Annotated in this window: 13 protein-coding genes and 3 tRNA genes; 4 read left to right on the top strand and 12 right to left on the bottom strand. The window is 39.5% G+C overall.

Going from position 1 to position 16,540, the window contains the following annotated elements; translation table 11 throughout:
- Positions 1–45: 45 nt before the first annotated feature.
- The 5 genes from WSC_RS0112500 to WSC_RS0112520 all read right to left on the bottom strand — a co-directional run bounded on the left by WSC_RS0112500 (position 46) and on the right by WSC_RS0112520 (position 5,614).
- Positions 46–543: a hypothetical protein gene (locus tag WSC_RS0112500; protein ID WP_016956278.1), complete on the bottom strand. Its 498-nt coding sequence runs from the start codon at positions 541–543 to the stop codon at positions 46–48.
- Positions 544–3,333: an XrtA/PEP-CTERM system TPR-repeat protein PrsT gene (gene prsT, locus WSC_RS0112505; RefSeq protein ID WP_016956279.1), complete on the bottom strand. Its 2,790-nt coding sequence runs from the start codon at positions 3,331–3,333 to the stop codon at positions 544–546. It abuts the gene before it with no gap.
- Positions 3,334–3,431: 98 nt separating this feature from the next.
- A complete protein-coding gene (gene xdp1 / locus WSC_RS0112510; RefSeq protein WP_016956280.1) occupies positions 3,432–4,280 on the bottom strand; it encodes an exosortase-dependent surface protein XDP1 in 849 nt (282 codons plus the stop codon).
- Positions 4,281–4,461: 181 nt separating this feature from the next.
- Positions 4,462–5,301, bottom strand: coding sequence for a Rossmann-fold NAD(P)-binding domain-containing protein (locus WSC_RS0112515; RefSeq protein ID WP_016956281.1), 840 nt, complete (start codon positions 5,299–5,301; stop codon positions 4,462–4,464).
- A 28-nt stretch (positions 5,302–5,329) separates the two neighbouring features.
- Entirely contained in the window at positions 5,330–5,614 is a 285-nt protein-coding gene (locus WSC_RS0112520) for a putative quinol monooxygenase (protein ID WP_016956282.1), read from the bottom strand.
- 60 nt (positions 5,615–5,674) lie between these two features.
- Between WSC_RS0112520 and WSC_RS0112525 the strand changes: the two genes are divergently transcribed.
- Complete coding sequence (locus WSC_RS0112525) at positions 5,675–6,631, top strand: D-2-hydroxyacid dehydrogenase (RefSeq protein ID WP_016956283.1); 957 nt, start codon at positions 5,675–5,677, stop codon at positions 6,629–6,631.
- Between the two features lie 223 nt (positions 6,632–6,854).
- Here the strand turns inward: WSC_RS0112525 and tpx are convergent, their stop codons facing one another.
- Positions 6,855–7,349: a thiol peroxidase gene (gene tpx / locus WSC_RS0112530; protein WP_016956284.1), complete on the bottom strand. Its 495-nt coding sequence runs from the start codon at positions 7,347–7,349 to the stop codon at positions 6,855–6,857.
- Positions 7,350–7,482: 133 nt separating this feature from the next.
- Between tpx and glpK the strand changes: the two genes are divergently transcribed.
- Positions 7,483–8,958, top strand: a complete 1,476-nt coding sequence (gene glpK / locus WSC_RS0112535; protein ID WP_016956285.1) for a glycerol kinase GlpK — start codon at positions 7,483–7,485, stop codon at positions 8,956–8,958.
- Here glpK and glpD read toward each other — a convergent pair.
- Entirely contained in the window at positions 8,933–10,450 is a 1,518-nt protein-coding gene (gene glpD / locus WSC_RS0112540) for a glycerol-3-phosphate dehydrogenase (protein ID WP_026016827.1), read from the bottom strand. The two genes, glpK and glpD, sit on opposite strands and share 26 nt — an antisense overlap.
- A gap of 231 nt (positions 10,451–10,681) precedes the next feature.
- Here glpD and WSC_RS0112545 point away from each other — a divergent pair, with 231 nt between their 5' ends.
- Positions 10,682–12,670: a methyl-accepting chemotaxis protein gene (locus WSC_RS0112545; RefSeq protein WP_016956287.1), complete on the top strand. Its 1,989-nt coding sequence runs from the start codon at positions 10,682–10,684 to the stop codon at positions 12,668–12,670.
- 31 nt (positions 12,671–12,701) lie between these two features.
- On the opposite strand, the gene WSC_RS22700 is transcribed toward WSC_RS0112545, so the two are convergent.
- The 3 genes from WSC_RS22700 to WSC_RS0112560 all read right to left on the bottom strand — a co-directional run bounded on the left by WSC_RS22700 (position 12,702) and on the right by WSC_RS0112560 (position 15,286).
- The gene (locus WSC_RS22700; RefSeq protein WP_272942546.1) at positions 12,702–13,412 is read right to left on the bottom strand and encodes an HDOD domain-containing protein; all 711 of its coding nucleotides are present in this window, start codon (positions 13,410–13,412) and stop codon (positions 12,702–12,704) included.
- A gap of 212 nt (positions 13,413–13,624) precedes the next feature.
- Positions 13,625–15,031 (bottom strand): sodium:proton antiporter NhaD, encoded by a 1,407-nt coding sequence (nhaD, locus tag WSC_RS0112555; RefSeq protein ID WP_016956290.1) that lies wholly within the window; start codon positions 15,029–15,031, stop codon positions 13,625–13,627.
- Between the two features lie 168 nt (positions 15,032–15,199).
- A tRNA-Leu gene (locus tag WSC_RS0112560) sits at positions 15,200–15,286 on the bottom strand.
- 199 nt (positions 15,287–15,485) lie between these two features.
- Between WSC_RS0112560 and WSC_RS0112565 the strand changes: the two genes are divergently transcribed.
- Positions 15,486–16,001: an RDD family protein gene (locus WSC_RS0112565; RefSeq protein WP_016956291.1), complete on the top strand. Its 516-nt coding sequence runs from the start codon at positions 15,486–15,488 to the stop codon at positions 15,999–16,001.
- Between the two features lie 138 nt (positions 16,002–16,139).
- Here the strand turns inward: WSC_RS0112565 and WSC_RS0112570 are convergent.
- Positions 16,140–16,215: transfer RNA gene (locus WSC_RS0112570), tRNA-Val, on the bottom strand.
- 27 nt (positions 16,216–16,242) lie between these two features.
- A tRNA-Val gene (locus tag WSC_RS0112575) sits at positions 16,243–16,318 on the bottom strand.
- Positions 16,319–16,540 lie beyond the last annotated feature (222 nt).

A 16,540-nucleotide genomic window follows, 5' to 3' on the forward strand; every position in this document is an offset into this window, starting at 1 on the left:
ATTAGAGTGCAGTCAAGGTTAATGCCAACTTTTCTATTTTTGAAATTAAAGCGGAATTTTCCGTGTTTCAGCTTGAACAGTTAACACAAATGCATCAGCAACAAAATCTTGCCAACTACCTTGCTCAAGGCTAACAGGGATAGCTGCTTGCGAGATACTTTGTAAATAATCACCTTGAAATACTTTGGCACCATTGACAATTTTGCTGCTGGATATATCCGCATATAGCTCTGCTTGTAGCGAGACACTCGCCTCACAGGCATCAAGCGCAGCGTTATTAATCAACAAGGCTCCAGAGACAAATTTCGCGAAAAAGTTTTTATATACATAAGCTTGTTCAGATACTGCTTCACCAAACCTAAGCTGTTGAGTACCTTCACATAAAACTTCACTGTCTATTAAAGTTTGTTCACCTGCATCTAGCTGAATTTTTAAAAAAGTTTTTTCTACATATTCAATTTTGTCATTTGCAGTTGAAGCACAGCCGGATAACAATCCAGCAGCAGCTACAACAGCCCAACCACATCCAATCCATTTATTCATTTATAATGTCTCCAACAATTGTTCACACTGAGCTTTTTCAGCAAAATCTATACCTAACATCAAAGCCGCTTGCAATTCCATTTTAGCTTCATTCATACGACCCAATTTAACTAATACAGCCCCTAAATGATAACGGATTGACGGATCTGAGCTATTAATTGCGAAAGCCTGGCGAAATAAATTCAATGCGGCTTCATATTGGCCAGTTAGATATAAAGCCCAACCTTTGGTATCTATTGCGGCGGCGAAAGTCGTGTGCTGCGCTAACGCTTTATCCACATACTCTATCGCTGCTTGTGGGTTGTCCGGTAAATATAAGTTGGCAATATTATTTAGAATTTGTGGATTATTAGCGTAATTCGTATCAAGCGTTATCAGTTGGCGGTAAGCCGCCAAGGCTTGATTGTTGCTTTGTTGATTTAGATAGTGATCTGCCAATAAATTGAGTAATAATGCATTATTAGGGTTGTCTCTAACTAGTTTCTGTAAAATCTGTTCAACCTGCTCGACAAAGTATCCCTGTTTAGCCAATTGATACATTCTACTTGCAGCCATAACAAAACTCGTATTGAGCTCTAACGCACCTTGATAATAATTAAATGCACTTTCAAAGTTTTTTTGAGCTGCAACCAAATCACCGTTGAGCACCAGCACATTTGGATCTCGCTTAAATTGCTGAGCAGCTTGCGCCAACATAACTTGAGCTTTATTTATTTGTAACTGGGTTATGTACAACTGGATTAATTCATAATGCAATAAAGCTTGTTCTGGCGCCAAAGCAATCGCTTTTTTCAGCGAGCGTTCAACTTTAGGTACGTCTTTTAATTGTTTTTGTAATTGACTCAACTGCAGTAACTTTCCAGGTTGCTCCGCCCACAAACCAAATAATACATCTGCCTGTTCAGAAGCTTCCGCGGTACGACCTAGCTGAGTTAAAATTTGTGCACGTTGCCATAAGTATCGTTCGTTTAACCTGTCTAGTTCATTTAACCGGTTCACTTCAGAAAGTGCATCCTCTAGCTTTCCTTGGCGCAACAACACTTGGGTATACAATTCAGCTGCAGCTACGTTCTGACGTTCTAATACTGTTATACGACTCAACATATCACTCGCTAGTTGCACATTCCCCAATAAAAACTCAACTTCCGCCAACATAAAAGTAACTTTGCGATTATCTGGTCGTTCAACCGTCAACTCAGCTAACAACTGTTGTGCTTGCTCAAGTCTGCGTGATTTTTTATACACTTGAGCAAGGTTAAAGCGAGCTGCAAAATGCTTTTGCTGCTGCTCAGTAATTTGCAACAAAACAACCTCAGCTTCAGTTAAGCGGTTTAACTTAACTAAACTTGCACCTTTAACAATTAAATAGTCCACTTGAGCAGGTTCAGCTTTTAACAAGTTTTCAGCGCTGGCTAAAGCTTTATCATAAGCACCGGATTGCATAAACAATAAAGCTTGTGATAACTCTAATGCGGCACCTTTTTGTTCGCCGTCAGATAAACCGCTTTTTTCAATCAGCTTAACTGCGCTTTCGTGTTTACCACGGGCAATTAGTGCCTGGGCAGACAATAGAATAACTTTTTCACTTTCAGGAAATCTTGAGCGTAATTCGTTTAACAACACATCGGCACGGTAATACTGTCCGTTTTGCAGATACATATGCGACAACTTAAGCGAAAGGCCCAAATCATTTAAAACATACACTTCGTTAGTTTGTAGTAGATTAAGCGCTTGTTCAAAATCACCTATTTGATTGTACAGTTCTACAAGGAGTTTGATCGCTTGTAAATCGCCAGGTGCTTGCGCTATGTACGAAGATAAGTCACTGCGCGCTTGTTCTTGTTTGCCTTGAGCATAGGCAGTTAAACCGCGAATAAATAACAAAGATACTCGCTGTTTAAACTCCTCTTCTGGGATCAATGACATTTTTTCTAACAAAGACTTTTGTATCTCTGAAGCCTGCTCATTGTCATTCTGCCGAGCAAAAATCCAACTTTGCAATAATAAGGCCTCAGCGTCAGTGCCACTTTGTTCTAGTATTTGTTCTATGTAAGATTGAGCTTGTTCTAGCTGATCTTTTTGCACATGGACACCAGCTAAAGAGCGTAAAATGACCACATCAACATTAGTAGATACTTTTAAAGCCGTTTGATAAGCAGCTAATGCAGTATCAAAGTCTTGAGCTATTTCAGCCAATTTTCCTTTTAAATGCCAAGTTTTTGGGTTGGTACCGTCAACCAACAAAGATTGCTCAACCAAGCGCTCAGCTTCAGTAAAATCTTGGCGCTTAATTTTATTCCAAGCCATGCTATTCAGTATTCTTGGATTATTAGGTTGTAAGGCTCGAGCTTTTTGGTAACTCTGTAGAGCAGTGTCGTATTGTTGTAGGTGCTCAAAAGCCAGTGCTTGGATCATTAACCAATTGAATTGATTTGCAGTCGTCAGCTTTTTACCTTCACCTAAAGCTATCACTTCATAAAATTGTTTATCTAATAATAGGGCTGTCGCCCAATCTTCAATAATTAGATTAATGTCTGCGCCTGCATAATAGGCCTTGTAAAATTCTTCAACAGCTTCTGGGTAATAGCTGTTCTGCAAAAGCAACTTGGCATACAAAATTTTAGCCGGCAAATGATTTTCGTTTTGCTGCAAGGCATTTTTTAGATGGATATACGCAGTATCAAAGTCTTGCTGGTTAAACGACTGCAATGCTGATTCGTAATGATTGTCGTTAGCAAGAGAAGAAAAAGATATGCTGGCAGCAAGCAAGATAGAGGCAGTATATTTCATAATAGTTAGTTGGATTAATTAGTTAGCTATAAAACTATAGCAAAAAAAAAGATGGCCTTAGCCATCTTTTTTTGAAAATTTACAAAGATAAAGAGTTTTTATTGGTTACGTCTTCTTCGCATCATTAAACCAACCAAACCTAATCCAAAAATCGCTAAGCTTGCTGGCTCTGATACTGGCTGAGTAGGTCGACCTGACGGAGAAGTATCAGCCATTGCTTGAATGCCTTCTAATTTAAAGCCGTCATCGGCCTCATCAAAACAATCTCCAAAGATATGGCTATAAGCGCCAACTAACCAGTAAGTAGATTCTGTATTGGTATTTAATTGGTAATAACCATCTGAGTCATTAATAGTTTGATTAAACACATCATAACCTGTGTAATCAGACCAAGTTGAACCAGCTAAAGATGGCGCACTATCACCAAGCGCAACCACTGTTACATCAGCAGTTGATCCCCAGTCCCAACCTAGATTTAAGCCAGATAATTCAACAGACTCACTGAATTCAATCAATACAAAATCATAATCGTACTCAATATCATCACCATCGGTGCAATAATAATGTTTTCTTCCGTGACTCCAATAGGAAGCAATATATCCACCATCGTCACAGCGAGCGTTGTCAAAAGAATGTCCTGGATTGTCACCCGACACTTCATCCTCATTGACTACACCCCAGCCGTTACTCCACCATTTATATAATTCAGCTTGGCGTATAGTATTGTCACCCCAACCGTCACCTTGCACATTGTCTGTATCTGCCCAAGCGGTTACAGTTGCTGTAATGCGGTTCCCGCCTTGCGTGTCCGAGAAATTTAATTCTGTGTAGGCAGTGTCACTGCTGTAGCTACCACCCAACATATCAAACTCATAAGTCTGTGTAGCGGCTTGTGCAGTCGCAATGCTAGATAAAACTAAAACCGAACCTAAAATTAACTTTTTCATTGTAAAATTCCTACTGTCTTACGTCAGGATAAAACGGTGAATTATTCTTGCTCATTCAGATGAGCATACTGGTCAGACTAGAAGCAATTAACCAGCCAACATAAAAAACACATTTAAAATCAAAAGATAAAGATACTTTATTCTTTAAGATTATATTGCAATGTAAAAAATACTGACATACTTATAAGGCATCAATGGCGTTATTGTATCTAAACTGGTAACCCATCGCTTTAATTTTATCCACCTTGACATATTTGGCACTTCCTTCAGCCGTGATCGGTGGCAAGCTAGTTACTGTTGTGTTTTGTTTTGGCTCAAAATTATTCACAGCAGCGTGGTTTAGCGCAGCTTGATAAAATTCAGCTTTGGTAATTTTTGCCGGCGTCGATAAATTCACCACCTTGGCCCTAGCTTGCTGTGAGATTAAATAAGCAAGCCCATGCACAGCATCATCTTGATGCAGCATATTTGCATAACTACGCTTTGATACTGACTGCATATGTTTTACAAATCTAGCTGGGTGGCGATCTGCGCCAAACAAACCACTAAAGCGTGCAATTAAATATTGGTTTGGAAATAGCGTGCGTACAACTTGCTCTGCTGCAAGTATCTTTTCAGCTTTAGCACTCCAAGCGGATGCATCACTCTCACACATATCTTTATCAATTTCAGGGTAAACAGCGGTAGATGAAGTTAATATCACTTGTTTAACCTTAGGTGAAATATGTTCGCAGATTGTTTTGATATGAGCTGGGTAATAATCCCCGTTACCACTACGAAATCCAGGAGGAATGGTAATAACAACAACATCAGCTTGGCCTAACTCGATTAAATTGCCACTATCTGATTCAGCCACTTCGCCTTGCTCAAACCTCACTTTTTTTGCATCAATACCATGCAACAGCAAATCAGCTAACCCTTCTTCAGAAGATTTGCTCACTTGCACTAGATGACCATTGGCCGTTAACAACAGCGTTAACGGTAACCCAACCCAGCCTGCGCCAATAATACTTATATTCATAGGTACACTAATCAATTAATGACAATTTTTAACAACTATACCAATGTCGAACACTTTTGCTTATAACTGATGATTGAGTTTTTTTACTAAACGTTAAATAGTGCTCACTTTCAACATGCTGCTGAAATGCCATCTCATCAACAAACTGTTCGTACAAGAAAAAATGCGTTGGGTTGTCGTGACTTTGGCTCACATCAAATTGCACGCAACCTTCTTCTTTATGTAGCGAGGTTTCGGCATTTTCCAACACAGCATCCATAAAAGTTAACATATGGCCGGGGTCGATAACGTATTCAACAGTGATAATATACATACAATGTCCATTTATAATGACTTCTATTACTAGGTATAGCAGTTTACAGGAAATTTAGATATGCCATCAGCCAAAATTGTTTTTGCCGATGCCGACTCAGTTGGCGCCGTTGACTTTAGTTCATTGCAACAACAAGGAACAACCTTATTAGCCGACAAACTATCTTTCAACGCTCAAGTACAAGATTACATCAAAGATGCTGACGTAATTATTTCAAACAAAGTGCAAATAGGACAAAATTTGCTTGAACAAGCACAAAATTTAAAACTAGTTTGTGTTGCGGCAACGGGTTATAACAATGTTGATTTAGCCGCCTGTCAGGCAAAACAAATAGCTGTATGTAACGTAAAAGATTATTCAACCATGGCAGTTGCACAACATACATTCGCTATGCTGTTAACCTGGTTAAACAAAGTTCAGCAATATCATCAAGCTTCAACCAACGGTAGCTGGGCGCAAAGCAAACATTTTTGTTTGTTAGACTATCCAATTGCCGATTTGGCCGGAAAAACATTCGGCATTATTGGTTATGGTAATATAGGCCGAGCTGTTGCCAATATAGCCAAAGCTTTTTCTATGAATGTACTGATTGCAGAAAGGCCAAACACCTCTGCTAGAGATGGGCGCAGCGCTTTTGAGCAAGTTATCCAACAAGCTGATATTTTATCTTTGCATAGCCCATTGACGGAAGATAATCAAAAGATGATAGATAAAAATTTGCTTGGACAAATGAAATCTTCAGCGATTTTAATCAACACAGCTCGAGGTGGTTTGATAGATGAAGAAGCTTTGCTAAATGCGCTTGAGCAACAACAAATCCAAGCAGCTTTGTTAGACGGTTTAACAATTGAGCCACCCGCAGCAAATCATATTTTATTAAATGCCGATTTACCGAATTTATTAGTTACGCCACATGTGGCTTGGGCAAGCATAGATTCAAGGCAAAAACTAATAGATGAAATAGCCTTGAATATTCAGGCGTTTTTTAATGGTGAATCACGGAATAGATTGGATTGAACTTTGGAAATTGTGCTAACAAGCTAGGTTGAAGCATAATTTTCACAATAGGCCTCGACACTATATCAACAAGGTGGATGGGCATGTTTCGAACAAAACTTCACAAGATAGGGATATCTTGTGCGAGCGACACACGGATGTGCTTGAAGCGATTTTGTGAGAAATATCCCATTTACCTTGTTATACAGTACTACTTCTGCCAATTTTAGTTGGCAATTACCTGTTATAAAACCGCAATGGCAGCTTGGTAGTCCGGCTCGTCTGCTGTTTCAGCAACTTGCTCTGAGTGCAACACAGTACCATCAGCATCCACAACTACAACACAACGAGAATACAAACCAGCTAGCGGACCGTTAGCAAAAGTTAAACCATAATCTTGGCCAAATGTAGAACGGAAACCCGAACCTACTAATACATTTTCAATGCCTTCAGCGCCACAAAAACGCGCCATTGCAAAAGGTAAATCCAAAGATACACACAAAACAACAGTGTCAGAAAAACTTGCAGCTTGTTCGTTAAATTTACGTACAGAAGTTGCACAAGTTGGTGTATCAATTGATGGGAAAATATTTAACACAACTTTTTTACCCGCCAAACTCGCTAAAGTGACTTCAGACAAGTCTGCTTTAACTAAAGAAAATTCTGCTGCTTTGCTGCCAACAGCAGGTAAAGTACCAACAGTTTCAAACGGGTTGCCTTTTAATGTAACAGTTGCCATGTTTTTAATTCCTATAAAAAGTTTAAGTGAAGAATTCAATTGCATCATACAAGTAAATCACGCTTTGGAGAATATGTAATATTTGCATATTTGAACTAAGATTTAGTGAAAATCGACGTTCAAGGATCACTTAATGGAAAAATATATACTGGCGCTAGATCAAGGAACCACCAGCTCTCGAGCTTTGGTTGTAAACAGTTCCGGTCAAGTCATTAGTTCAACCCAACAAGAGTTCCAACAGATTTACCCACAAAATGGCTGGGTAGAACATGTACCAACCGATATATGGCAAACAACCCTAACTTGCTGCCAAAAGGCTTTGGCCCAAGCAACAGTTGAAGTTTCTGCTATATCTATATGTAATCAACGAGAAACTACTGTTGTTTGGGATAAAACAACTGGAGAGCCTGTCTACAATGCAATTGTTTGGCAAGATAGACGAACCGCCAGTTACTGCGATGAACTCAAATGCCAAGGTTATGAAGCACAAATACAACACAAAACAGGTTTATTGCTCGATCCCTATTTTTCAGCAAGTAAAATCAATTGGCTATTAAGCCATGTTCCACAAGCAAAACAATTAGCAGACCAAGGAAAGCTTGCGTTTGGCACTATAGATAGTTATTTAATCTGGCAATTAACTCAAGGGCAAAACCATTGCACAGATGTTACCAATGCCAGCCGCACTTCGCTATTCAACATTCACAGCTTAAACTGGGATCAAGAGTTATTGAGTTTGTTCGACATCCCTGCTTCGATATTGCCAGAGGTCAAACAAAGCGCGGATGATTTTGGCATCTGCAACTTATTTGATTACCCAATACCAATTAATGGTGTCCTCGGAGATCAACAAGCAGCGTTAGTTGGTCAAAATTGTTTTGAATCAGGTGAAGCCAAAAGTACCTATGGTACGGGTTGTTTCTTAATGCTAAACACCGGCAGCAAACCTATCCTATCTAGCGGCAAGCTGTTATCAACCATAGCTTATCAACTCAATGGTCACACGGCTTATGCTTTAGAAGGCAGCTCATTTATTGCTGGTGCCGCTGTGCAGTGGTTAAGAGATGGTATTAAATGTATTTCATCTGCCAAAGAAACCGAAAAAATAGCCCAATCGATAGCATATGATCATGGCGTATTTATTGTGCCTTCATTTACTGGATTAGGTGCACCCTATTGGCAAGCAAATGCGCGCGGTGCAATATTTGGTTTAACCCGTGATTCTACCAATGCAAATTTAATTGCCGCTAGTTTGCAATCAATTGCTTATCAAACCAGAGATTTAGTAGAAGCCATGCAGCAAGATGGCATTCAGCTAGACTCAATAAAAGTCGATGGTGGTATGGCCAACAACCATTGGGCGATGCAGTTTTTGGCTGAAATACTACAAGTGAGTTTAGTCAAACCAACAAATACCGAAACCAGCGCGGTTGGGGCGGCGTTTATGGCGATGTTGCAGCAAAATATCCATAGTGACTTTGCGCAAATTAGCGCTCTGTATCAAAGTTCAGCGCACTTTACGCCAAAGGTTACCAGAGTAGAAGCAAACAAACTTTATCAAAAATGGCAACAAGCGGTGCAAGCTACCCTAGTGTTTTCTGATTGCTGATATAAGTTTGCAAATTATCTTGTTGCTCTTGGGTAAAATATAAACCCAACTTAGTTCGGCGCCACAAAATATCATCAGCTGTACAGGCCCATTCGTGTTGCAGTAAATAATCGACTTCTTTTTGCAATAATCCGTGACCAAAATCCTCGCCTAAATCACTCAAACCTTGTGCATTTTGCAAAAAATTACAAGCCAGCGAGCCATAACTGCGGCTATAGCGAGTGACAATGTCAGTCGGCAAAAACGGGTAAGTCGTCGACAGATGTCCACATAATTGTTGTCGCGAAGATATATCCCCACCGGGCAAAGGCTTTTTATCTGTTTGGCTTGGTGGTAAATTTTCAAATTGGCTGATTAAACAATCAACCGCCTGCTGCGCCAATTTGCGATAAGTTGTGACCTTACCTCCATATATAGTCAACAAAGGAGGTGTATTAACTGCTGAATTAGTATATATCAGATAATCTCGGCTGATATCTTGTGCCCGGCTATTTGACCCCACCTTGTTCATTTCAAACAAGGGCCGAACACCACTATAACTGTGCACTATGTCGACTGATGATAATTGTTGTTTAAAGTGATCATTAACAACATCCAACAGGTAACGAATTTCGTCGGTAGAAATTTTAATATCGTCAAGCTGTGTTTGTTCAACATCGGTTGTACCAATCAAACTAAAGTTATCTTGAAAAGGTAATACAAAAACAATTCGTCTATCTGAGTTTTGTAAAATATACGCTTTGTCCTGCGTATGGATGCGCGGCACCACAATATGACTACCTTTAATATATCTAACTCTATATGGTGAACTAGCAGTAAATACATTGTCCAATACTTGGTTCACCCATGGCCCGGTCGCATTGATCACAGTTTTACCAATTACCTTTGAAGTTCCACCTGGCTGCTGCAAGCTCAATTCCCAACAAGTATTTGAAGTGTTAGCTAGTCGAATTGGTTTGCCGCTTATACAAGGGGTGCGTGTTAAGATAGTTGCCCCACACGCGCGTGCAGCCATTGCATTTATAATCACTAACCGGGCATCATCCACCCAAGCATCGCTATATTCAAAGCCAGTAGCAAAACAGTCCTGCAAAGGTGAAGCATTCGCAAAAACAACTGATTTAGATTTTTCGAAACTACTCTTGGCTAAGTGATCATAAAGATATAAACCTAAGCGAATTAACCAAGGGCTGCGCAAATATTTCTGCTGCGGTAAACAAAAACGCATTGGCCAAACAATGTGTGGAGCGATTGTTTTTAACACCTCTCGCTCCTTTAACGCCTTTCGGACCAACAAAAACTCATATTGCTCTAAATAGCGCAAACCTCCGTGAATTAGTTTGCTACTGGCAGACGAAGTTGCGCCAGCAAGATCGCCGCTTTCACATAATAAAACGCTCAACCCTCGCAGTGCCGCGTCATACGCAATCCCAACACCATTAATGCCTCCGCCGATAATCACAAGATCAAAAATTTTATGATTCACTGCCAATTGCACAACTCCAATCACCGCATATATATTCAGCTTGGTAGATAAAACAGCTATAAGCAAAGTTTAGCCAACAAAAATAGTTGAATTAGTTTAAGTACATTTCCATATAACTTCGTCGCATATAATTAGTCTAAATAACTATACATATAACCCACCAAAAAACATTTCTCTGACTAATATTTAATTAACACAGCGCAAAGTTCCGTCAGCCTTTAGCAAAGGATATGCATCATGTTTAAAAACTTAACCTTTAAACAAAAACTTTTGACCTTAGTCTTCATTCCTGTTGTCGCGTTTTTGTACTTGGATGCCAGCAGTATTCAAACTGACATCGACACAATGACTAATGCCAAACGACTAATTACAACGACCGAGTTAACGAATATCAATTCGAAACTAGTGCATGAATTACAAAAAGAGCGAGGTTTAAGTGCGTCATATTTTGGCGCAAAAGGTGAGCAATTTTCCCACGAGTTACTACAACAAAGAAAATTGACAGATCAGGCAATTAACACTTTTAATCAACACATTGATGATAAAAATCAATTCAGTTCAGCTGCTAATGATGTACTAGCTCAAACCACTCGAGAACTGACTCAATTAACTCGAAAACGTCAAGAAGTAGATGAGCTATCAATTCCATTAAGCAGCGCTTTAAGCTACTACACAGGCATTAATACGCTGTTATTGTCAACGGCAGCGTTGCAGGCTCAATTCAGTGATAACGCCAGCATCACACAAATATCCTCTGCTTATTACAGCTTTTTGCAAGCCAAAGAGCGAGCAGGCATAGAGCGTGCAGTATTAGCGAATACCTTTGCCAACCAACAATTTGCCAATGGCAATTACCAAAAATTTATCAGTTTAGTCGCTGAGCAAGACGCATTTTTTAGCCAGTTTTCTGCATTAGCACCATCACGCCTGTTACAAGCTCTTCAGTTGGCTCAGCGAAATGACGCATTCAAACAAGTTGCAAGCATGCGCAAACAAGCAATGACAGCCGAAGTGGAAATGCTGCAAAGGTTAGATGCTGCAACTTGGTTTGGACAAGCGACAGTTCGTATCAATGAATTGAAAAAAATTGACGATTTAATTGCTGACACTCTTTTACAGCAGAGCCATAGCTCGCTTAACCAAGCGCAAAATCAACTCTACTTAAAAATAATTTGGAGTATTGTAATTGTTGGTTTTGTGAGTTGGTTGACCTGGTCGATCACCCGAATTGTAGGTGCACAAGTAAACGATATAGACCAGACAATGAGCCAAGTCAGAGATAACCAAACCCTGTTTGTACGTACGAAAGTTTTGTCAAACGATGAACTAGGCCATATCGCAGGTTCAATCAATTCAATGCTTGGCACTTTTGCCGATGCTTTGGGAAAAATTAGAACAGCAGCGAGTGAACTGTCTGTATCGGCGAATCAATCTAAAGTGTCAGTAACAGATAGCCATAAAGTCATTCAAAATCAACAGTTATCTACCAATCAAATTGCAGCAGCAATTGAAGAAATGTCGACCGCAGTACAGCAAGTCGCACAAGACATAGTCATTACCGCTAACGAAGCTCAGAACGCTTATCAACTTGGTTTAAGTGGCCAGAAAACCATGAGCCAGTCATATAAGGCTATTTACGCTTTAATTGATGAAGTGGCGACTTTAAATGTGGAAATATCTGCGCTAAATGAAAAAAGCCATGATATAGCCAAAATGGTAGATATTATTAAAAATGTCTCTGAACAAACGAATTTACTAGCACTCAACGCGGCAATTGAAGCCGCTCGAGCCGGCGAGCACGGCCGAGGCTTTTCAGTTGTTGCTGACGAAGTCAGAACATTAGCGATGCGTACCCAAGAATCAACTTCAGAAATTGAAAGCATTATCTTCCAGCTACAAACTGGTACACAAAAATCATTTGATGTGATTAAACAGTGTCAAGAAAAAGCGTCAACAGTGACCTCTAGTGCTAAACAAGTAGATGAATTTTTACATAAGATAAATGCAGCCTTTAACAAAATATCAGAAATGACAGAACAAATAGCCACAGCAGCTGAAGAGCAAGTAGCTGTTGTCAACGATATTACAGTGCATATCAATGAAATAGACGGCCAAAGCCATGACGTAGTTAAACACTCTAACGAGATCACGCAAGGGTCAAATGTACAAGCTAAGCTTGCATACGATTTAAATGAATTGGTAAAAAGATTTAAGCTAGATAGTTAAACAATGGCAGGCAAGTCAATAGTAGACAAGTCTATAAATATAGGTCTTGTCTAATATCTTCTTTTAATTCTTGATAATCATCATCCGACAAACTTAAGGTTTCTAGCACAGCCTCTTTCACATAAACCCAGTCGTAAGCTGCAACATAACGCTTTTCAGTGTGCTGAATATTCTCGGCAATTTTTAAGATGGCGTATGACAATTTATCTTCGTAAAAATTACCAGCAGCTAAGAAATTCAATTCATGTTGACGCAAAATTAAATTGCAAATGTTCTGGGGCAAATGCCAAGCAGTCGCTAAATAATAACCCACGACAACATGGTTGGTTTGATAAACTTTTTCTTCTAACTGAGTTAAACAAACATCATAATTTTTATTGGCTGCAGCGAGCACTTTGACGTAATTATCATATTTGACCGCCATAGCAGGAATACCGCCCCCAGCAAATAAACCCAAAGTATGTAGGTTTTCTACCGGAATCTGCTCTTTGTACCTCTGCCCAATATACAAAGCAATATTAGCAACTTCTGCACTTGTATCCCAAAAGCGTTCTAAGCTAATGCAGCAAGATTTTTGCTCAAATGCTTCTTTTAGTTTTAACCCACGAATTAACGCCAAAACGCCATCTGCACCAATAAACATTACCGCTTGTTTAATATCAGTTACGCTACGCGCTAAACCAAATGCCGGGCTATTAATTATTTTTAATACCGACGCCGCAATACCAATATCTTGCGCGATTGTATTCGCTAATTAGCCAACGTCGGGCTCAGGTTTATTCAACTCTCGCTCTAACTCAAATAAAATAGATGGGTGAGGCGGTATAATGAAACTACTTTTTACATCTTCCAAAATAGCATGATTTATTTCAAACATACGCTGCAACACCACCTTTTTATCTTAGTCATAAACAGTATAGTCAAGTAAATGCTATGACGGAGCACACAATGAAGTTAAGTATAACTATGTAGTAATAAATGTACCCATATGCTTAAACCGTATCCTAATGCAATTACAGGTGTCCACTTTAAGTGGCCCAAAAAAGTATAATAACCACGAGCTTGTCCCATTAATGCGACACCAGCAGCAGAACCAATAGATAACATACTGCCGCCAACTCCTGTTGTTAATGTGACGAGTAACCATTGCATGTGTGACATTTCCGGATTCATAGTTAACACAGCAAACATCACTGGTATGTTGTCAACGAGCGCCGATAAAACACCAACTAAAATGTTCGCTTGTGTCGCGCCTAATTCACCGTACATAAAATTGGATATAGACGCCAAATAGCCAATAAAACCTAAACCACCAACCGACAAAATGACCCCATAAAAGAAGAATAAGGTATCCCACTCTGAACCAGCTATTTTCTTAAATACGTCAAACTGATAGGGATTGGCGTTGCCTGCTGGCGGATTATCTGTGTGTATTTCCCATTTTTTACATTTTTGGCTTAAACAATAAGCATACAACTTCAAATATCCCAATCCTAACATCATGCCAAAAACAGGAGGAATATGTAAAAAGCTGTGAAAACTAACAGCTGTAACAATAGTTAATAAAAACAAAGCGACTATGGTTAAACCACCTGGTTTAAGTACATCTGCTCTAAGTTTAGCGCCTTTTGGTGTGCCCGCAGGTAAGGCAAATTGCATAATTGCCGCAGGAACAACAAAATTCACCACAGCAGGCGCAAATAATGCAAAAAACTCTGAGAATTCGACTATGCCCTTTTGCCAAACCATTAGTGTAGTGATATCACCAAACGGGCTAAACACCCCACCAGCGTTAGCAGCAACTACTATATTTATGCAAGCTAAACCAACAAATTTGGGTCTATCTTTACCGACAGCTAATACAACGGCACACATAATTAATGCTGTGGTTAAATTATCCGCCACAGGTGAAATGCAAAACGCTAACCAACCTGTTAGCCAAAATAGAGCTTTGTAACTTAACCCTGCTGCAACCAGCCTATTGCGTAAATCTTCAAACACACCACGTTCTAACATGGCATTAATGTAGGTCATTGCAACTAATAAGAAGAAGAATAACTCAGCATATTCTAAAAAGTTATGCCGGATAGCTGATTCAACTTCATGTGAAAATCCTTGATTGCCATAAACAATCGCGATCAAAATCCAAATAATGCCAGCAGATAACATCACAGGTTTAGATTTTCTAAGGTGCAGTTTTTCTTCAAGAATGACAAAAAGATAGGCACAAACAAATACCATTATAGCGGTATACCCCAACCAATGATTGATCAAACTGGGTACAACCTCAGAACTTGCAGCGTACGAATTAAACGGCAGAACAGCGAACAACCAACTAATAATCACAAAAAGTTTGCGCATATTTATCCTCTAAAATCCAAATAGTATAGACTAGATATACAAGCTGATATGACATTAAAATTATATTGTGTAACACACGAAAATAATATGAATAGCCGAAGTCTATGAAGCTGAGAAAAATATAACGTAAGTTTTGTTGAATGAGTTTTAAAATAGAAAGAGAATACATGGTGCCTAGGGACGGACTCGAACCGTCACGGGTTTAACCCCGGCGGATTTTGAATCCGCTGCGTCTACCAATTTCGCCACCCAGGCATAGGTGAGAACTCTTAAAGAGTGACGCGCATTATACAAAGCCAACATTTGCAAGCAAGTACTTTTTTATAATTAGTGATTTAAATGCTTAAATATCAAGCAAACACAAACAAAACAACAAATTTATCAGCAGTAACTAGCCATCAAACAAGCTTAATAGGTACAATGCTCACGCAATTTCTTAGCCGATAAATAAATTATGTCAGAACAAACTCCCGCAAACGCCCAATCACAAGTACAACGTGCCGGACTTATTCGCCGTATCGGCGCTTGGGTTTACGACGGGCTCATTATCATTGCCATTATGTTATTAGCATCTTCGCTTGGTTTAGCTGTTTTAAGTGGTTTTGAGTCCGCTGGGATAATTGTTCTTGGCGTTGAGGGTGATATTTCTGAATACGCACGTAACAACCTTATTTATCAAATTTATTTGGCTGTTTGTTTTGTTGGTTTTTACGTTTGGTTTTGGCGCCGTGGCGGTCAAACCGCAGGAATGAAAACTTGGCGTCTGCAGCTACGCAGTTTAAATGGCAAACAGCTTAGCCATGCACAATGTTTAATTCGTTTGGCTTGTTCACTTGGTGGTTTAAGTAATCTTTGGGTTATTTTACCTTGGAGCGGTAAACGTGCACTGCACGATATTGCATCCAAAACCGAAGTTGTTGTGCTTTCCAAAGATCAAAACAAACACGTTAACTGGAAAGGTTATATGTAGCCTTTCCACATTCTGAATAACTCTGTGCATAAAGGGTGCAAAAGGGTTGAATAACTTCTGGATAAAACAGGTATAAAATAAAACTGTGGAAAAGTTTGTGGATAATCAGTTGATTTATTTTGGATAAACTTGAATAAGTGGTGGACGCTACTGGACTTGAACCAGTGACCCTCGCCTTGTAAGGGCGATGCTCTCCCAACTGAGCTAAGCGTCCATCTAAAAAGACAACACACAAGAAGGATGGTGGACGCTACTGGACTTGAACCAGTGACCCTCGCCTTGTAAGGGCGATGCTCTCCCAACTGAGCTAAGCGTCCATCTTTTGCTTCATGGTTAACACCATGTCGCTGTGTGTGGTGCGCATTATAGGGATGCGCGCAAAACTGTCAACACTAAATCTGAAAAAAAATACGCTTTTGTTTCAAACGAACAAAAATTCAGCGAAAAACGCAAAATATCAACAAATAAAGGCTCAACGACCGAAAATCCGATTAGGCAACTGCCTTTAGCATTGCTAAAATGCCCACCTTGATATTTGC

This window comes from Catenovulum agarivorans YM01 (assembly GCF_000281085.1).
GTDB lineage: Bacteria > Pseudomonadota > Gammaproteobacteria > Enterobacterales > Alteromonadaceae > Catenovulum > Catenovulum agarivorans.